The 16,990-nt window shown below is 71.2% G+C and carries 15 protein-coding genes; 6 read left to right on the forward strand and 9 right to left on the reverse strand.

Annotated features, from left to right (window positions below; genetic code table 11):
• Positions 1-43: 43 nt before the first annotated feature.
• From IQ210_RS20620 to IQ210_RS20635, 4 genes are read right to left on the reverse strand one after another with little or no spacing between them, the layout of a single operon-like run.
• Positions 44-793 carry an ABC transporter ATP-binding protein gene (locus IQ210_RS20620; protein ID WP_194080534.1) on the reverse strand — a complete coding sequence of 250 codons (750 nt, stop codon included), beginning with the start codon at positions 791-793 and terminating at the stop codon, positions 44-46.
• A 53-nt stretch (positions 794-846) separates the two neighbouring features.
• Positions 847-1,974 (reverse strand): ABC transporter permease subunit, encoded by a 1,128-nt coding sequence (locus IQ210_RS20625; protein ID WP_228048100.1) that lies wholly within the window; start codon positions 1,972-1,974, stop codon positions 847-849.
• On the reverse strand, positions 1,971-2,756 hold the full coding sequence (locus IQ210_RS20630) for an ABC transporter permease (protein WP_194080535.1): 786 nt from the start codon (positions 2,754-2,756) through the stop codon (positions 1,971-1,973). The genes IQ210_RS20625 and IQ210_RS20630 overlap by 4 nt, the downstream gene beginning before the upstream one ends.
• A gap of 25 nt (positions 2,757-2,781) precedes the next feature.
• Positions 2,782-3,714, reverse strand: coding sequence for an ABC transporter substrate-binding protein (locus IQ210_RS20635; RefSeq protein ID WP_322656387.1), 933 nt, complete (start codon positions 3,712-3,714; stop codon positions 2,782-2,784).
• 145 nt (positions 3,715-3,859) lie between these two features.
• Here IQ210_RS20635 and IQ210_RS20640 point away from each other — a divergent pair, with 145 nt between their 5' ends.
• Entirely contained in the window at positions 3,860-5,128 is a 1,269-nt protein-coding gene (locus tag IQ210_RS20640) for a cytochrome P450 (RefSeq protein WP_194080537.1), read from the forward strand.
• Positions 5,129-5,134: 6 nt separating this feature from the next.
• Here IQ210_RS20640 and IQ210_RS20645 read toward each other — a convergent pair whose 3' ends face one another.
• From IQ210_RS20645 to IQ210_RS20655, 3 genes are all read right to left on the reverse strand, one after another.
• Entirely contained in the window at positions 5,135-6,340 is a 1,206-nt protein-coding gene (locus IQ210_RS20645; protein ID WP_194080538.1) for a damage-control phosphatase ARMT1 family protein, read from the reverse strand.
• Between the two features lie 22 nt (positions 6,341-6,362).
• Entirely contained in the window at positions 6,363-7,010 is a 648-nt protein-coding gene (locus IQ210_RS20650) for a ScbR family autoregulator-binding transcription factor (protein WP_194080539.1), read from the reverse strand.
• Positions 7,011-7,280: 270 nt separating this feature from the next.
• Positions 7,281-9,086, reverse strand: coding sequence for a S8 family peptidase (locus IQ210_RS20655; protein ID WP_194080540.1), 1,806 nt, complete (start codon positions 9,084-9,086; stop codon positions 7,281-7,283).
• Positions 9,087-9,456: 370 nt separating this feature from the next.
• Between IQ210_RS20655 and IQ210_RS20660 the strand changes: the two genes are divergently transcribed.
• A complete protein-coding gene (locus IQ210_RS20660; RefSeq protein ID WP_194080541.1) occupies positions 9,457-10,377 on the forward strand; it encodes a lytic polysaccharide monooxygenase in 921 nt (306 codons plus the stop codon).
• An 18-nt stretch (positions 10,378-10,395) separates the two neighbouring features.
• Here the strand turns inward: IQ210_RS20660 and IQ210_RS20665 are convergent, their stop codons facing one another.
• On the reverse strand, positions 10,396-11,049 hold the full coding sequence (locus tag IQ210_RS20665) for a Tat pathway signal sequence domain protein (RefSeq protein WP_194080542.1): 654 nt from the start codon (positions 11,047-11,049) through the stop codon (positions 10,396-10,398).
• A gap of 715 nt (positions 11,050-11,764) precedes the next feature.
• Between IQ210_RS20665 and IQ210_RS20670 the strand changes: the two genes are divergently transcribed.
• From IQ210_RS20670 to IQ210_RS20680, 3 genes are all read left to right on the forward strand, one after another.
• Complete coding sequence (locus tag IQ210_RS20670; RefSeq protein WP_194080543.1) at positions 11,765-12,436, forward strand: DUF6230 family protein; 672 nt, start codon at positions 11,765-11,767, stop codon at positions 12,434-12,436.
• Positions 12,436-12,915 (forward strand): DUF6114 domain-containing protein, encoded by a 480-nt coding sequence (locus IQ210_RS20675; RefSeq protein ID WP_194080544.1) that lies wholly within the window; start codon positions 12,436-12,438, stop codon positions 12,913-12,915. The genes IQ210_RS20670 and IQ210_RS20675 overlap by 1 nt, the downstream gene beginning before the upstream one ends.
• 838 nt (positions 12,916-13,753) lie before the next feature.
• Positions 13,754-14,995: a cytochrome P450 family protein gene (locus IQ210_RS20680; RefSeq protein ID WP_194080545.1), complete on the forward strand. Its 1,242-nt coding sequence runs from the start codon at positions 13,754-13,756 to the stop codon at positions 14,993-14,995.
• A 5-nt stretch (positions 14,996-15,000) separates the two neighbouring features.
• Here IQ210_RS20680 and tatA read toward each other — a convergent pair whose 3' ends face one another.
• A complete protein-coding gene (gene tatA / locus IQ210_RS20685) occupies positions 15,001-15,219 on the reverse strand; it encodes a Sec-independent protein translocase subunit TatA (protein ID WP_194080546.1) in 219 nt (72 codons plus the stop codon).
• A gap of 158 nt (positions 15,220-15,377) precedes the next feature.
• On the opposite strand from tatA, the gene IQ210_RS20690 reads away from it, so the two are divergent.
• A complete protein-coding gene (locus IQ210_RS20690; protein ID WP_194080547.1) occupies positions 15,378-16,889 on the forward strand; it encodes an LCP family protein in 1,512 nt (503 codons plus the stop codon).
• Positions 16,890-16,990: the final 101 nt, after the last annotated feature.

A 16,990-nucleotide genomic window follows, 5' to 3' on the forward strand; every position in this document is an offset into this window, starting at 1 on the left:
GCGGGTGGGTTGGCCGCGCGGGGTGGTGAGCGGTGCGGGTCGCTCAGCCGCCCCGCACCGCCCGTCCCACCTCCGCCCGCAGCGCGACGAACTCCGGCAGACCGCGCGTGCCGATCTGCTCCCGTTTTCCCGGGAGTTCGACCGGCAGGTCCAGGACGACGTGGGAGCCGGGGCCCGGGGACAGGACGACGACACGGTCGCCGACGTAGACGCTCTCGTCGATGTCGTGGGTGACGAACACGATGGTCGTGCCGTCGGTGCGGTGGACCTCCAGGAGGAGGTCCTCCAGGTCCTCGCGGGTCTGGGCGTCCAGGGAGCCGAAGGGCTCGTCCATGAGCAGCAGGGAGGGGCGGCAGACCAGGGCGCGGGCGATGGCGACGCGCTGCTGCATGCCGCCGGAGAGCTGCCAGGGGTGACGGCGGGCGGTGCCGTCGAGGCCGACGCGCTCCAGGATGCGCTCGGCCTCGGCGCGGCGTTCGGTGCGGCCGAGGCCCCGGCGGCGCAGCGGGAGGGCGACGTTGTCGCGGACCGTGAGCCAGGGGTAGAGGGAGCGGCCGTAGTCCTGGAAGACCACCGCGAGCCGGTCGGGTACGCCGGTGACGGGCGTGCCGTCGACGGTGACCTTGCCCTCGCGGGCGGGCAGCAGGCCGGCGACGGTGCGCAGGAGGGTGGACTTGCCGCATCCCGACGGGCCGACCACACAGAGGAGTTGGCCGTCGGGAACGGTGAGGGTGAGGTCATGCAGGACCGGGTGGTCGCCGTAGTACTGGCCGACTGCGTCGAGGCGGAGCATGCGGTCGTGTCACCTGGCCCGGGGGTCGTGGGGTGGCTGTGTGGGGCTACGGGTCATGCGGTCGACCTTCCCCTGCCGACGAGGCGCTTCTCGACCGCGAGCAGGCCGGTGTTGAGCAGATAGCCGAGGGCACCGAGCAGGACGAGGGCCGCCCATACGGTGAGCAGGTCGGAGCGGGTCTGGGCGTCGGTGAGGGTGAAGCCGATGCCGTTGGCGGTGCCGGGGAGGAGTTCCGAGAACACCATGAGGATGAGGGAGAGGGACAGGGACAGGCGGAGGCCCGCGAAGATGCGGGGCAGGGCGGACGGGAGGATGAGGAACCGGAGTCGTTCGACGGGGCCCAGGCGGAGCACGGCGGCGACGTCGAGGCGCAGTGGGTCGGTGTTGCGGGCGCCCTCCGCGGTGTTGATCAGCACCGGCCAGACGGCGCTGAAGACGATCGACGCGATCTGCATGGGCGTACCGAAGTCGAAGACCACGACGAACACCGGGACCAGGGCGGGCGGTGGGACGGCCCGCGCGAACTGCAGGACGGGGTTGCAGAGGGCGTACGCGCGCCGCGAGCGGCCGACCGCGACGCCGAGCGCGACCCCGGCGACGGCGGCGAGCGCGAACCCGGCGGCCATCCGCCCGAGGCTGGGCAGGATGTCGGCGACGGCCGCCTCCGTGAGGAACACATGCTGGACGGGGCCCGAGAACCACAGCTCGTACATGTGGCGGGCGATGCGCCCGGGTGGCGGGAAATAGACGCTGCCGTGCACCCGGGCGGCGACCTCCCACACGGCCACGGCGAGGGCGAGGACGACCCAGCGGAGGAGGGCGTGGGGGAGGCCGACGGGGAGGCGCGGGCCGGTGGGCCGATGTGTCGGGGGTGGCGCGGGCGCCGTGTCGGGGCGGGCGGAGGTGCGAAGGGGACGGGCGAAGGCGGTGGGGCGGCCCGTGGCCGGCGTCTCGGTCATCCGCTGGGCCTCGGACTCGGGCCCGCCCAGCCGCACGCTCGCCTCCCGCCCCACCTTGCCGTCCCCGCGCCTGCCCCGGCCCGCCTCCTCACGCCCACTCGGCTGCTCCCGCTCCACCTTGCCGTCCCCGCGCCTGCCCCGCCCCGCCTCCTCACGCCCGCCCGGCTGCTCCCGCCCTACGTTCCCGTCCCCGCCTCGACCCGCCTCCTCACCCCCGCTCATGTCCCCACCCCGACCCCCCGCTCCCCCACTGTCCACGGGAACAGTCGCCGCTCGCCCCACACCAACACCCCGTTGATGACCAACCCCAGCACCCCCGCCCACACCACGCCCGCGAGGACGTCCCGTGTGCCGTCCGTGGCCAGGCCGGACTGGGCGATGAAGATGCCGAGGCCCTCGCCGAAGCCGGAGAGGATCTCGGTGGCGACGGCCAGGATGAGGGCGACGGCCGCCGAGATACGGACGCCGGCGGCGATGAAGGGGGCGGTGCCCGGCAGTTCGACGCGGAACAGCACCGCCAGGCGGCCGAAGCCGAAGGCGCGCAGGGTGTCCTTGGCGAGGGGGTCCGTCTCGCCGAGGCCGTAGACGGTGTTGAAGAGGATCGGCCACACGGAGGCGTACGTGACGAGCGCGACCTTCGTCTCGGTGCCCGAACCGAGCAGCAGGGAGACCAGCGGGATCAACGCCACGGACGGCAGGGGCCGCAGGAACTCCACGATCGCGCGGACGGCCGCATCGACGACCGGCACGCTGCCCAGCAGCAGCCCGAGCGGGACCGCGAGGGCGATCGCGAGGCCGAGGCCCAGCGCCCAGGCGCGCAGGGTGGCGCCGAGGCCGTCCAGGAACGCACGGTCGCCCGCCAACTCCACTGCACGGGCGAGGACTTCGGAGGCAGGGGGCAGGTAGGCGCGGCGGACGATCCCGGCCCGGCTGACCGCCTCGCAGACCCCGAAGGCGAGCAGCACCCCGAACGCCCCGAGCACCAGGTCCTGCCGCCGCCTCACCTCACGCCCTCCAGAGACCTCTTGCTCACTTCACCAGCAGCGTCGCCGGGTCGATCGGCTTGTTCAACATCCCCTGCTTCTTCATGAGATCGGTGAGCCGGGCGATCTGCCGGGCGTCCATCGCCGGCGGGAAGACCGGCAGGTCGATCTTCTTCGCCTGCTGCGCGGTCACCTTGGTGTAGGTCGGCAGGATGTCCCGTACGGCCTCCGGGTCCTTGGCCGCGATGTCCACGGCGGCCTTGATGGCCCGCTGGAACGCGGCGAGGGCGTCGGCGTGCTCACTCGCGTACCGCTCCGTCGTGATGTAGCCGCTCAGCGGGATGCCCTGCACCGGCGCGGACGCCCCGTCCACCAGCACCCGCGCCCCCAACTCGTCCTGGATGGAGCTGTCGTAGGGCTCGACCGCGTGCACGGCGTCGACCTGCCCCTTGTCGAGCGCGGCGCCCATCTGCGGGAAGGGGATCTGCCGGTAGACGGGCTTGCCGGCACCCTGTTCCGCCACGATCTCGTCGAAGGTCAGCGACTGGACGTTGTTGAGGACGTTGACCGCGAGCTTGCGGCCCGTGAGGTCGGCGACGGACTTGATGTCCGAGTCCTTCGGGACCAGCACGTCCATCATGTGCGGCGCGGCCCGGATGGCCTCGGCGACGATGCGGACGTCGAGGGTGCCCTTCTCCTGGGCCTGGAAGTAGGTGACGTAGTTCGCGCTCGCGACCATGTCGATCTGCCCCTTGGACAGGGGCGGCAGCGCCTGGAGGCTCTGCTGGATCTGCTGGATGCGGACGTCGAGGCCCTCTTTCTCGAACAGGCCGCGGTCCTGGGCGATGTAGAGCATGGCGCAGTCGACCAGCGGCAGCGCGGCCACGGTGACCTTCGTCCGCCCGCTGTCCGCCGTCCCGGAGTCCTCGTCGTCGCCACAGGCCGTCAGCGTCAGCGCGAGGACCGTCGCCAGCGCCACCGCCGTCCCTTTTCCCGCACTTCCCGAACACGATCGCCGTAACGCCATGGGCGCATGATGACGCCCTACTTGGCATGATCACTACATACATGCCAGCCGAATCGACGTTCTTGGAAAATCCCGCGGTGTCGGCCACCGTGGTCGCATGACCCCTACGGCGCCCACGGCCCCGCCGGTTCCCGATGTGTTCGATCCCCGCCGGTACGCGGCCGGAGTGCCGTACGACGCGTATCGCGTCCTGCGCGACCACCACCCCGTGGCCTGGCAGGAGGAGCCCGAGGTGCTGGACTGGCCGGCCGGGCCGGGATTCTGGGCGGTGACCCGGCACGTGGACGTGGTGCGGGTGCTCAAGGACCCGGCGGCGTACTCCTCCTGTCTCGGCGCCACGCAGATCCGCGATCCCGATCCGGCCGATCTGCCGTTCATCCGGCGCATGATGCTCAATCAGGATCCGCCGCAGCACGGGCGGTTGAGGCGTCTGGTCAGCCGGGCGTTCACCCCCGCGCGCATCGCCCGCTTCACCGAGGTCGCCGAGGAGCGGGCCCGCACCCTGTTCGCCCACGCCCTGGAGACGGCCCGGGCCACGGACGGCACCGTCGACCTCGTCGCCGCGGTCACCGACGACTACGCCCTGCTCAACCTCGCCGACCTGCTCGGCGTCCCGGAACAGGACCGCGGCCTGCTGCTCCACTGGACGCGGCGGGTCATCGGCTATCAGGACCCCGACGAGGCGGGCACCCCGGTGCGCGACGCGGCGGGCCGGCCGGTGAACCCGCGCTCCCCCGCGATGCTCCAGGACATGTTCGCGTACGCCCGCCAACTGGCCGCGCACAAGCGCCGGCACCCGGCGGACGACGTCATGACCACCCTCGCCGAGGACACCGAACTCGCCGACGCCGAGCTGGAGATGTTCTTCTTCCTGCTCAACGTCGCGGGCAACGACACCGTCCGCAGCGCGGCCCCCGGCGGACTGCTGGCGCTCGCGGACCACCCGGAGTCGTACGAACGACTCCGCACCGGCGGCATCCAACTCACCACCGCCGTCGACGAGTTGCTGCGCTGGCATCCGCCGGTCCTCAGCTTCCGGCGCACCGCCGTACGGGACACCGAGCTGGCGGGGAAGCGCATTCGGGCCGGGGACAAAGTGGTCGTCTTCCACGCCTCCGCCAACCGGGACGAGCGGGTCTTCGACGCCCCCGACCGGCTGGACCTGTCCCGTACGCCGAACCCGCACGTGGCTTTTGGCGACGGCCCGCACGTCTGCCTGGGTGCCCACTTCGCCCGGCTTCAACTCCGGGTGCTGTACGCGGAGGCGCTGCGCACGCTGCCGGTCCTGCGGACGGCGGGACCGGCCCGGCGGCTGGTGTCGAACTTCATCAACGGGCTCAAGTCCCTGCCGGTCCAGGTCACTTGAGGTGGGTCACCGCTGCCGTACCTGGATGAGCGCGTGCGTTCCCCCGGTCCGCCAGCGCTGCCCCTCCGCCGCCACCAGGGCGGCCTCCGTGGCGGGCGTGAGGCCGGTGATCACGTCGGACTTCAGGGTGCGCAGGGCCACCACCGGGCCCGGGAAGTGGGCGGTGACGTCGGCGAAGGGTGTGGTCGGCGGCCAGCGCCGATCGCCCACCAGGCGGCGGTAGTTGAGGTCGCCCTTGAGGACGGTCAGGGTGGCGTCGGCGAGTTCGGCGCGCAGGTCGTCGGGCATGGCCTCGTACGGCAGCGGGGCGCAGGAGAACGGGTGGGCGCGGACGGTGAGGCGGCCGTCCGCCATCGCCGCCCAGAGCTCCCGACCGTACCCGGCGGCCGCACCCTGGGCACGGGTCAGCCGGCGCAGGGCGTCGACCACGTCGGCGGTCGTGGCGTCGGAGACGTAGTACGGGTGGGGCTTGACGTGCAGGACCGCCCGCCGGACCCGGCCCTGGGCGAGGAGATGGGCGATGAGGAGCAGGTCGGGGACGAGTTCGCGGCCCGCGTTGTCGGCGACGAGGCACAGGGTCTCCGCGCCGTCGAGGAGCGACCAGAGGGCTGCGCTGTCGTCGGCGACCAGTGCGGGGACGGCGGCACGGGCCTCGGCGCCCTCGTCGGACAGCCGGAAGCCGAGGTCGGCGCGGTTGCCCCACAGGGAGCCGTGGAGCAGGGCCTCGGCCTGTTCGTCCACCGGCCGGTCCGCGAGGTCATCGAGCGCGGCCAACTCCTCGTCGGTCTCCGGGGATTCGAGCTCCGCGAGCTTGAAGGGGCGGAAGGGGTCGATGCCTTGCCAGGGGCCGGGGCCGAAGTAGCCCACGGCGTCGAGGAGTCGGCGATAGAACCAGCTCTCGGACCACAGCCAGGGGATGTCGAACCAGGACCGCCCGGTGTGCTCGTCCATCCCCCAGTCCGCCCAGAGGTCACGGCCGGGGGCGTCGGCGGGGAGCGGCTCGATCACGCCCTTCGTGCAGTTCTCCAGGAGCGCGTCGAGGGCGCGGTGCTGGTCCGGACCGTAGGGAAAGGCCTCCCGCACCTGCCCCACGATCGCGGGATGCCGCTCGGCGAGCACGCTGTACGGGAACGAGCCGGGCTCGTCGGCGAGGAGCACGGGAGCCGGTGCGGGCGGGGACGGAACGGACGGCTCGGGCGGGGTGTGGGGCATGGGCGTCACCGTACCGCCCCTGTCAGGGGATTCTGATCTCCCGCTCCAGCTGGGTAGCGAGGCTCAGATAGCGGGCGCGGCGGGGCACCGGCACCATGCCGCGGATCAGGAGGTGCCACAGCTCGGCCAGCCGGCGCGGCTGCCGGGTGACGGGTTCCAGGGAACGGCCGACGACCCGGGTGCCGACGAGGGAGCAGACCAGGGAGTGAGCTGCGGCTTCGACATCGATGTCCGGATGGAGGTCGGCGTCCTTGACGGCGCCGAGGAGTTTGCGGGTGGTGATGTCGAGCCATTCCTCGAAAGGGTGCGTGAGCGGCGGCGGTACGTCGAGTCCGCCGGTGGCCAGCCGGAGTCCGGCCCTGGGGACGGGGCCTTCGACGGACAGTCGCGCGATCCCGAAGGTGGTGCGGATCAGGGCTTCGAGATGGGAATGGCCGCGGCTGTCCATATCCGCCGCCACCCGGCGCAGGGTTCTGGACTGAAGCTCCAGAATGGCGTGAGCGAGATCCTGTTTCGCCGCGAAGTGGAAGTAGAGGGCACCCTTGGTGACTTGGGCGTGCTCGACGATGTCGCTCAGACTGGTCGACTCGTAACCCTGCCGGTCGAACAGGTCCGCGGCGGCCGCGATGATCGCCGATCGGGTCTGCTCGGCGCGTAACTGCCTAGCCATCGATGGGACTCTCCTGGGGGCGAGAGAGCAGGACCCGAAAAGAACAGGCCATGCCGTTTGTTTCTTACTCCCCGTACACGATATCTCACCGTACGACGGCCATTCGAGGGCACCCCAATTCCCTTCAGTCTTCAGACCTCCCACAACTTATTCACCGCTTGCGTGTAGGACGCAATGGACGTTTATAAAACCGGTCGCTCAGTACAGAAAAAGGCGGGCCGACCGGTGCCCCATCCGCACCGGTCGGCCCGCCCGTTCGGCGGGAGTGACTCAGAAAGTCAGCTTCCAGCTGTTGAGCGTGCCCGTGTCCTGGGCCGCGGTGTCCTGGACGCGCAGCTTCCAGGTGCCGTTGGCCGTCTCGCTCGAAGCGTCCACGGTGTAGGTGGTGTTGACGTTGTCCGCGGAGTCCGAGGAGCTGGCGGACTTCAGGGCGTAGACCGTGCCGTCCGGGGCGACGAGGCTGATCACCAGGTCACCGCGGTAGGTGTGGGTGATGTCGACGGCGACCTTGAGGGCCGAAGGGGCGTTGCCGGTACGGCCGCTGACCGTGATGGCGGACTCGATCGCCGAGCTGTTGTCCGGGATGGCGACGGCGGAGGTGCTGGAGTACGTCGTCCCCGTCGTCGTACCGCCACCGCTGACGGCGGCCACGGTCTTCGCGGCGTCCGCGAGGCCGGCGCCGCAGCCGCCCGAGCAAGCGCCGGGCAGGGCGCGGGCGTTGGTCTTGATGGCCGACTCGATCTGGGCCGGGGTCAGCGAGGAGTTGGCCGACTTCAGCAGCGCGGCGAGGCCCGCGATGTGCGGGGTGGCCATGCTGGTGCCCTGGTAGTAGGCGTAGTTCTCGGTCGACGGCGTCTTGGTGCCGGAGTTCAGCGTGGACAGGATGCCGTTGGCGGTACCGGTGCTGGTCTGGCCGCCGGGGGCCGAGATGTCCACCAGGGAGCCGTAGTTGGAGTACGAGGCCTTCGCGCCGGTCCGGTTGGTGGCGGCCACGGATATGACGTTGTTGCAGTTGCCCGGCGAGTGGTTCGCGACGTTGTCGTTGTCGTTGCCCGCGGCGACGGCGATGGTCGTACCGCGGTTCACGGCGGCGGTGATGGCGCTCTGGGTCGCGCTGGTGCAGGCACCGTCGCCGCCCAGGCTCATGTTGATGACCTTGGCGACGTTGGCGTTGGCGGGCACACCCGAGACGGTGCCGCCGGACGCCCAGGTGATGGCGTCGATGATGTCGGAGTCGTAGCCGCCGCACTTGCCGAGCACACGCAGCGGGGAGATCTTCGCGCCGTAGGCGATGCCGGCGATGCCCTTGCTGTTGTTGGTGACCGCGGCGATGGTGCCGGCCACGTGGGTGCCGTGCCAGGAGGAGTTGGACGCCGGGATGCCGGAGCCGCACTCGTTGGCCGCGTAGTAGTCGCCCGGGTCGGCCGGGTTGGAGTCGCGGCCGTCGCCGTCCACCGAGACCGCGGTGTCGGAGATGAAGTCGTAGCCGGCGACGATGTTCGCGGCGAGGTCGGTGTGGGCGACGTAGCCGGTGTCGATGACGGCGACGGTCACGCCGGAGCCGGTCGCGGTGGACCAAGCGCCGGGGACGTTCATGCCGGCCGTGGCCTCGAACAGGTCCCACTGCTTGGCGTACTCGGTGTCGTTCGGGTCGGCCTGCGGCTTGTTCAGGCGGTCCGGTACGACGTAGGCGACCTGCGGGTCGGCCTTGTACTCGGCCACGACGTCGGCGACGTCCGCGCGGGTGGCATCGGCGCCCAGGTCGACCAGGGCGGCACCGGTGCCGAGGCGGCGCTGGAAGTCGACGTCCTCGCCGGCCTCCTTGCCCTTGGCGGTGGCGTCGGCCTCGGCGGCCTTGTTCGACTTCGCCTCGGTGGCACCGGACTTGTAGCCGACGATGAGCCGCTCGGCGGTGACTCCGGGGGCGGCCTCGGTCTGGGCGGTGGGCACGGCGGCTGCCTTCGGGGCGGCGGCTTCCTGGGCCGTGGCCACCGTGGCGGTGGCCGCCGTGAACAGCGCGGCCGAGACCGCGGCGACGGAGATCATCTTCCGTCGGGGGGAGGGCGAGGTACGCAAGGGCTTTGCCTTTCGTGGCCGTACTCCGGGCAGCGCGGAGCAGCGGGGGGATCGCTTCGTCGGTGAAGCGGCGGGGGGTGGGTCGAAAAGCGGCGTGGGACCGGCCGAGCGCCAGCGGACCAGGGAGGGGGTTACCTGTGGGTCGGCTGTGGCCTGAACGATAGGCAAAGGGCTGGTCATGTGAATACAGGGGAAACCCTCGATCCGGCCGGAAACCCACCCTCGCCGTCCGGGAGTTGGGGGCCGATGCACCCTTTTGCGGCCGATGTCCCCCACATTCGCAGCCACCGCCCGCGGTGAACGCGCCGGGGCCGGTTTCCGTACTGCACGGGAGCAAACCGTTCCCGCGCCGGCCGAGGAGACGTTCCGGATGTCCCGGATGACCGCATACCGCATCGCCGCCCTGACGGTCGTGGCACCGCTCCTGGCCACCGTCTGGGCGGCCGCCCCGGCACAGGCGCACGGCGCGCCGACCGATCCGGTGAGCCGGGTGTACGCCTGCTCCCCCGAGGGCGGCGACCGGGCGCAGTCCACGGCCTGCCGGGCCGCCGTCGCCGCGAACGGGGCGCCCTTCACGGCCTGGGACAACCTGCGTGTCGCGAACGTGAACGGCCGCGACCGGCAGACCGTCCCCGACGGCGAGCTGTGCAGCGGTGGCCTGCCCGCCTACAAGGGCCTCGACCTGGCCCGCGCGGACTGGCCCTCCACGCATCTGACGCCGGGCGCGACGCTGACGATGAAGTACGCCTCGACGATCCCGCACACGGGAAGCTTCAAGCTCTACCTCACCAAGCCCGGCTACGACCCGACGAAGCCGCTCACTTGGTCCGACCTGCCCGAGCGGCCGTTCGCCACGGTCAAGGACCCGGCGCTGACGGGCGGCGCGTACCGCCTCCGCGCGACGCTGCCGTCGGACCGTACGGGCCGCCATGTGCTCTACACGATCTGGCAGAACACGAGCACGCCGGACACGTACTACTCGTGCTCGGACGTGGTGTTCCCGGCGGCGAAGGACAAGGCCGAGCAGAGCGCGAGGCCGACGCCGTCGCCTTCGGCATCGGCTTCGGCCTCGAAGTCGGCTTCGAGTGGCGCCGCGAAGGCCCGTACGACCAAGAGCCCGACGCCGAGCGCCGAGCCCCGTACGACGGCCTCGGGCGCCGGCACCGCACCGGTGGCCGCCACGGAAACCTCTGATGCGGGACCGTCCGCTCCCATGGTGGCGGGCGGCGCCGCCGCGGTGCTGGTGCTCACCGGGGGCGCCGCCCTGGCGCTGCGTCTGCGTCGACGCTGAACGCCGGTCGTACGAGGGTCAGTTGACGAACACCGCAGCACCGTCGGAGGTGCTGACCGGGGCGTACTTCGCGGTCCAGAAGCCGCTGCTCGGGCAGAGCGAGGAGCCGGAGCTCCTGGTGAACTGCTGGTTGGTGAACTGGATGCTGTTGTCGGCGTTGGCGGCCGTGCCGGCGAGGCTGCCGTTCGTCGCCTGGTAGACGCAGGTGACGCTGCCGAGCAGGGTCCTGAGGACGACGGTGGTCTGGATGGCGCCGGCGCTGCCCGGGGTCACGGTGACGGTGCCGTCGGAGGCCACGGTGGTGGTGTACGCCAGGTTGTTGACCGTGACGCTGGTGACGCCGGTGACGCCCACGTTGTTCGAGGTGCAGTTGCTGAAGGTGTGCCCGGTGAGGGTCTCGGAGGCGGTTCCGGGAGCGGTCGGGTTGCTGTCGACCGTCGCGGTGAACTGCGAGGTCGTGCAGGTGATGCCGGTGCTGCCGGTCGCGCTGGAGTAGAGCGTCGCGGTGGTGCCGTCGGCCAGCGACGCGGTGACCGTGGAGTTGGTGGCGACGGCGTCGCCGCCCGCGGAGCCGGTGGTCAGGACGTTGTCGGCGGCCGACGCGGGGCTCACGCCCGACAGGGCGAAGGCGGCGACGGCGGCGGTGAGGGTGAGCAGGGAACGCGTACGCATGCGGGGATGCCTCTTTTCCGAGGTGAGGGGGGTTGAGGGTTGTGGGGGGTTGAGGGTTGTGGGGGGTTAAGGGGTTGGGGGGTAAAGGGGGTTGGGGGTCTCCGGTGGGTTTCCGGGTGGGGGGTGTGGACGCGGCGCGGCGTCCGCCGGCGTCGGCCCGTGACGCCTTCTCCGTACGTCACGGACCGACGACGGCAGCCGACCGGTCACCGGCCGGGGAACGTGGGGTGATCCCCGGCCGGGCCGGGCGGGAGGCGGCGACCCGGCACGGACCAGGGGGGAAGCGACCGTGCGGGTGCCAGGGGGAGGAGACGGGCACGGGGGGTGCCCGGAGACGGACAGGACGTCCGGGAGGCGCGGGCAGTGCCGCGCGGTGGATCCGGCGCCACGGATCCGGGTCGAGCCAGGGCAAGTTGTAGACCTGATGCTCAGTCAACGTCAAGCAGTGGAAGGCCAGTTGACGGACAGTCAAATAGTGGCGCGGCGCCTCAGCATGCTTCGCCCCACAGGCGGGTCACAACCAACACCCTTTTTTCACAACTCCCTTGACCCTTAAATGTAACCACCGGTAACTTCCTCGGCGGCTACTGCGGAGTACGAGAAAGCCCTTGCAGCCGCCGGGAGTTGCGAGGGGTCGCGCGCCGCCTGCGCTGTCCGCGCCAGGACAACGTGCCATTTGATGCCAGACCGCACTGTCTATGCCCTGGGAGCACACATGGCCTCGTCTTCGGACGCCACTTCGGCCGCCGACAACACACCAGAGAACGCGGAAAGCGGTTCCGCGCCGGAGCCGGTCAGACGCGGGCGGGTCCGCGCGCGCCGGGCCGCCGTGATGGCCGTGCCGGCCACGCTGGTCGCCGCCACGCTGGCGGTGCTGACCGCGGAGGGCGCGCTGGGCGTGCAGTTCGCGATCTCCGGCATGCCGTTCACGGTCACCGCGAAGGAGCTGAACGGCACCGGCTTCGAGCAGTTCGGCGGCCTCGACAACATGGCGGAGAACAGCCCGAACGCCGGTGACACCGGGGGCCAGGTGCTGGTGGTCACCTCCGCGATCAAGAACGCGACGCTGGACAGCCTCTGCCAGAGCGTCGACCTCGGTGGCACCAACCTGCTCATCAAGGCGGGCAGCGGGTCGCAGAAGGTGCAGGCGACCGACCTGACCACCGACTCCACCGAGCTGTCCGGTGACGCCGACTTCAAGAACATCGAGATCGGCAACGACGCCAGCACGCTCACCAAGGCCGGGGTCAAGGGCCCGATCGGGGTGTTCAGCCAGCAGTCGGACACGGTGCACATCGCCAACCTGCGGCAGACCAACTACGCGACGACGGCCGGTGTCTTCAAGCTTCCGGGCCTCAAGCTCAGCTTCAGCAGCTCGGGTTGCTGATGTCGGACACGGACACCCCGCGTCGGGGAGTGCGGTCGGCCTTCCGCAAGTGGCGGGCCGACCGTCCGTTCTGGGGCGGGCTGCTGCTCGCCCTGGGCGGGGCGGAGATCCTGCTCACCGAGAAGGCGTCGCTGAAGGTCGTCCTGCACATCGGCATGCAGGGCCTGGCCGGCTATCTCCTGCCGGCGCTGATGCTGCTGCTGGGGCTGCTGATCCTGTTCAACCCCACCCAACGGCTCTTCTACTCGATCACCGGCGTCCTGCTCGCCCTGGGCACCTGGCTCACCTCGAACCTCGGCGGCTTCTTCATCGGCCTCCTCCTCGGAGTCGTGGGCAGCTGCCTGACCTTCGGCTGGCTCCCGGACCAGGAACCCAGGATCAGCCGCAGAAAACGCCGCAAGGCAGCAAGAGCAGCGAAGACGACGGCGCCGATGGGCTCGCTGGGGGGTGTGGGGCCGAAGGCGGGGGAACCTGCTTGAGGCTTACGGGCGCGGGAAAGACGCCCGGATGACTCGCGGCGGGCGGAGCGGCAGGACTGCACTCGGGCGGGGCTGACACCGGCGGTTGCCCGCGGGCGGGGCTGGCATCGGCTGACTGCACGCGAAGCGGGGCAGACGCTGACCTGACGCCACACAAACAGGGCTGGCGCCAGCCTGACTGTCGGCGAAGCCCGGCGGGAACCCGCCTGACCCTGTAGGGAGGAGGGCGGGAACCGGCCTGATCCCGCGCGGAGAGCGGCTGCAACCTCCTGCCGCCGAGGGGGTGGACGGCAAGCCCCCTGCCCCCGCGGAGAGCGGCAAGAGGTCTTGCCGCAGAGTGGAGCACGGTCAGCCCGCCCGCCCCGCCCGGAGAGCGGAGCGAACCCGTCTGCCCCCACACGGAGGAGGGCAAGCTCGCCTGCCCCCGCCGGAGAGCGGAACCCCCTGCCGCCATGCGGAGGCCGGTCAGCCCGCCCGCGCGGAGAGCGAAGCGAACCCTTCCGCCCCCGTGGAAAACGGTAAGACCCGGCCTGTCCCCAGCCCGGAGGCCCGCAAGCCCCCGCCGGCTCACTGACGCTGATCGGTGGATGGAGCCAGGCGTAAGCCGAGGAGCGGCGGGGGTAGGTATTCCCGCCCGCTCTCCCTACCCCCCACCCTTTACGCCCTCACCACCCCATTCCGGCCAGACCCCCCACGCGCCCTCGCGCGCCCCGCTCCCCGCCCCCTAGCGTGACCGTGGCGCACCGCCGCTCGGGGTAGGTCGTGTGGTCGTGTCGTGCTGGCCGGGCGCCCCCGAACAGGCGGGGGGACCGGGAGCTCACGGGACAGGGGGAGTTCGATGGAGTTCAAGGATCCCGTCGTCATCGATGCGAGCGGGCGGGACATCCATGGTGAAGCCGCGCGGATCAGGGAGCGTGGTCCCGTCGCGCCCGTCGAGTTGCCGCACGGCGTGCCCGCCTGGGCCGTCAGCAGCCCCGCGCTGCTGCGGCGGCTGCTCGCCGATCCGCGGGTGTCGAAGGACGCGCGGCAGCACTGGCCGCGCTGGATCGACGGCGAGGTCTCCCCGGACTGGCCGCTGTTCACCTGGGTCGCCGTGCAGAACATGTTCACGGCGTACGGCCCCGACCACAAACGCCTGCGCAACCTCGTCGCGAAGGCGTTCACCGCACGCCGTACCGCCGCTCTCCGCCCCCGCGTCGAAGCCATCACCGACGGGTTGCTCGACCGTGTGACCGAGGCCGGCGGGGACCGTCAAGTCGTCGATCTGCGCGAGGAGTTCTGCTATCCGCTGCCCATCCAGGTCATCGGGGAGCTGCTAGGGCTCCCGGAGGAGCAGGGGCCGGAGCTACGCGCCGTCGTGGACGGCGTCTTCCACACCTCGGCCGACGCCGCCGAAGTGGCCGACATCTACGCCCGCTTCTACGCCGCCATGCATCAACTCGTCGAGACCAAGCGGGCGTTGCCCGGCGACGACCTCACCTCCGCGCTGATCGCGACCCATGACGACGACGGCGCCCACCTCAGCGAGCAGGAGCTGCTCGACACCCTCGTGCTCATGGTCAGCGCCGGTCACGAGACCACGGTGAACCTGCTCGACAACGCGGTCCACGCCCTGCTCACCCACCCCGGCCAGCTCGCGCTGGTCCGCGCCGGGCAGGCCTCCTGGGACGACGTGATCGAGGAGACCCTGCGCGCCGAGGCAGCGGTGGCGAGCCTGCCGCTGCGGTACGCCGTGACGGACCTGGACCTGGCCGAGCTGGGCGGCCCCGAGGGCGCCGTGATCCGTGCGGGCGAGGCGATCCTCGCCGCGTACGCCGCCGCCGGACGCGACCCGGGGCACCACGGCGAGGACGCGGACGTCTTCGACGTCACCCGGGCCGACAAGGACCACCTGGCCTTCGGGTACGGCGTCCATCACTGCCTGGGCGCCCCGCTCGGCCGCCTGGAGGCGCGCGTCGCGCTGCCCGCGCTGTTCGCCCGCTTCCCGGGGCTCGCGCTCGCCGTGGCGCCGGGGGAGCTGGAGCCGGTGGACTCGTTCATCTCCCACGGCCACCGGTCACTGCCGGTGCGCCTCGGCTGACGTACTCACTGCGACTGCGCGGCGGCGGACGTCTCCACGGGCGCCACCGGCGTAGTGGTCGCCGTCGCGGACTCGTCCTTCATCGCCTGCGCCTCGCTCTTGAGGATGCGCATGGACCTGCCGAGCGCCCGCGCGGTGTCGGGCAGCTTCTTCGAGCCGAACAGCACGATCACGACGATCGCCACTATCAGCAGGTGCCAGGGTTCCAGTCCGTTACGCAGCACGGCCGCGCCCTTTCTCTAGCCCGAGTTCTCAACTCGCTCTTACGTCGGTCGCGCACACTTGCGGCGGCCGCCGCCCGTCGGCTGACGGTTGCTGTCGTGCGCAACTGTACAACCGGGGCTTAGGCGACAAATCCCAGCAATTTGCAAAAAGGGCGCGGATGACGATCACCAGTGCAGGGAGGCCGGCACCCCAGCGGCACCGGCAGGAGCGACCCGGCGGGCGTCGCCGGGCGGGCCGCCGCCAGGGCCGCCGCCGAGGTCGCCGGATACGCGTCGCGCTCGTCGTCTGCCTCTCGCTGCTGGTCCTCGCGACCGCCGGCGCGGGCTGGCTCTATCTGAAGCTGGACGGGAACATCAGCACCTTCGACTCGGGCGGCGTCTCCGACGACCGGCCCCGAGCCGGCTCCTCCAAGGGTGAGAACGTCCTGCTCATCGGCTCCGACGCGCGCACCGACGGCAACGCGGCGCTCGGCGGCGGGAACAAGGACGACATAGGGCGCTCCGACACCACGCTCCTGCTGCACGTCTACGCCGACCACCGGCACGCGCTCGCGGTCTCCATCCCCCGCGACACCCTGGTCACGATCCCGCCCTGCGAGCTGCCCGACGGCAGCTGGACGAAGACGCGGACCGACACGATGTTCAACGAGGCCTACTCGGTGGGCGAGACCGCCAAGGGCAACCCGGCCTGCACCCAGAACACCGTCGAGCACCTCACCGGACTGCGTGTGGACCACACGGTCGTCGTCGACTTCAAGGGTTTCGCCCGGCTGACGGAGGTGGTGGGCGGGGTGAAGGTGTGCCTGCCGCAGGACGTCTACCAGAAGGATCTCAATCCGCACCGGACCACGCCGGGCAAGCTGCTTTTCAAGAAGGGCGTGCAGACCGTCTCCGGGCAGAAGGCGCTGGACTACGTCCGCATCCGGCACGGCATCGGCGACGGCTCCGACATCGGCCGCATCAAGCGCCAACAGGCGTTCGTGGCAAGCCTGTTGAAGGAAGTGAAGAGCAACGGGCTCACCCCGACCCACCTGTTGCCGCTCGCCGACGCCGCGACGAAGTCCCTCACCGTCGACACCGGCCTCGGCTCCGCCGACAAGCTCATCTCCTTCGCGATGTCCCTGAAGGACGTCGACCTGCACAACACCAAGTTCGTCACCCTCCCTTGGCGGTACGACGGTTCGCGCGTCGCGATCGTCGAACCGGACGCCGACGCCTTGTGGGCGGCCCTGAAGTCCGACCGCACGATCGACGGCAAGAACGCCACGGGGAAGCAGAAGACGCCGGCGGCCTCCGCCACCCCCGTGTCCGGTGCCGGCATCGATGTCGGCGTCTACAACGGCACCACGGTCACCGGCCTCGCCGCCCGCGCCGCCGCCGCGCTCACCTCCGACGGCTTCACCGTCACCGGCACGGCGACCGCGACGAGCCAGGACCACCCCACCACCCTCGTCGAGTACGGCCCCGGCGAAGAGTCCCAGGCCCGCACGGTCGCCGCGGCCTTCCCGGGCGCCACCCTGGAGTCCGTCACGGGCGCCGGCATCAGCGTCGTACTCGGCCAGTCGTACGCGACCACACCCACCGCGTCCCCGACGGCCGTGCCCAGCGCGGTCGCGGACGGCGCCCGGTCGGCGGACGACAACCCCTGCTCGAACCTGTCGTACGGCTGAGACCGCCCCCGCTCGCCGTCGACCATCACGATGCGGCACCGAGAAGTCACTACAAGCGGCTGATCACTTGACTACCGGCGGTCACACACGGTTGGCTCCGG

The sequence above is a fragment of the Streptomyces justiciae genome (assembly GCF_015163075.1).
Taxonomy (GTDB): Bacteria; Actinomycetota; Actinomycetes; order Streptomycetales; family Streptomycetaceae; genus Streptomyces; species Streptomyces justiciae.